Origin of the sequence: Streptomyces sp. SID12501 (genome assembly GCF_010550245.1) — a bacterium.
Taxonomy (GTDB): Bacteria; Actinomycetota; Actinomycetes; order Streptomycetales; family Streptomycetaceae; genus Streptomyces.
The window spans coordinates 1-665 of the sequence record NZ_JAAGLU010000224.1 but is presented as its reverse complement, the minus strand read 5'-3'; the positions used below and the strand labels follow the sequence as shown (position 1 = coordinate 665).

The 665-nt window shown below is 64.2% G+C and carries 1 protein-coding gene; it reads right to left on the bottom strand.

From position 1 onward, the window contains the following. Positions 1-46 precede the first annotated feature (46 nt). A partial coding sequence (locus tag G3I71_RS45395; RefSeq protein WP_164324769.1) for a DDE-type integrase/transposase/recombinase occupies positions 47-665 on the bottom strand: 619 nt, incomplete at its 5' end.

Here is a 665-nt window from a genome sequence, read left to right as displayed (position 1 = left end):
CACATCCCTGTGACCAGCAGGTTCTCCAGACCATCAGGACTATGAATCAGCCCTGCGGCTTGGGCGGGACGGGGCGGCGGTTGAACCGTTCCGGGTGCCGCTCGTAGGCTTCTGCGAGGGTGACGGCCCGCTGTTCGCGGATCAGCTCGGCGGTGCCGAAGTGCACGCTGGCAGGGGTGTGGTAGCCGACCCCGGAGTGACGATGATCATGGTTGTAGGAGGCGATGAATGCCTCCATCCACTCGCGCGCGTGGGTCAGCGAGTCGAAGCGCTGGGGGAAGTCGGACTGGTACTTGGCGGTCTTGAAGTGGCTCTCGATGTAGGGGTTGTCATTTGACGTTTTCGGGCGCGAGTGCGACCGGGTCACGCCGAGATCGATCAGGAGTTGGGAGACCTTCTTCGAGGTCATCGAGGTGCCGCGGTCCGCGTGCACGGTCTCGGGCACGATCCCGCATCGCTCGATGTTCTCGCGGATCGACTCTTCGGCCCGCTCGGCTGATTCGGCGCGTTCGACCGTCCAGCCGCAGATGTACCGGCTGTAGATATCGATGATCACGTAAGCGTGGTACCAGATGCCCTTCTCCGGTCCGGCCAGCTTGGTGATATCCCAGGACAGCACCCGCATCGGCGCGGTGGCGACCAGCTCGGGCACCGTCCTGGCCGGT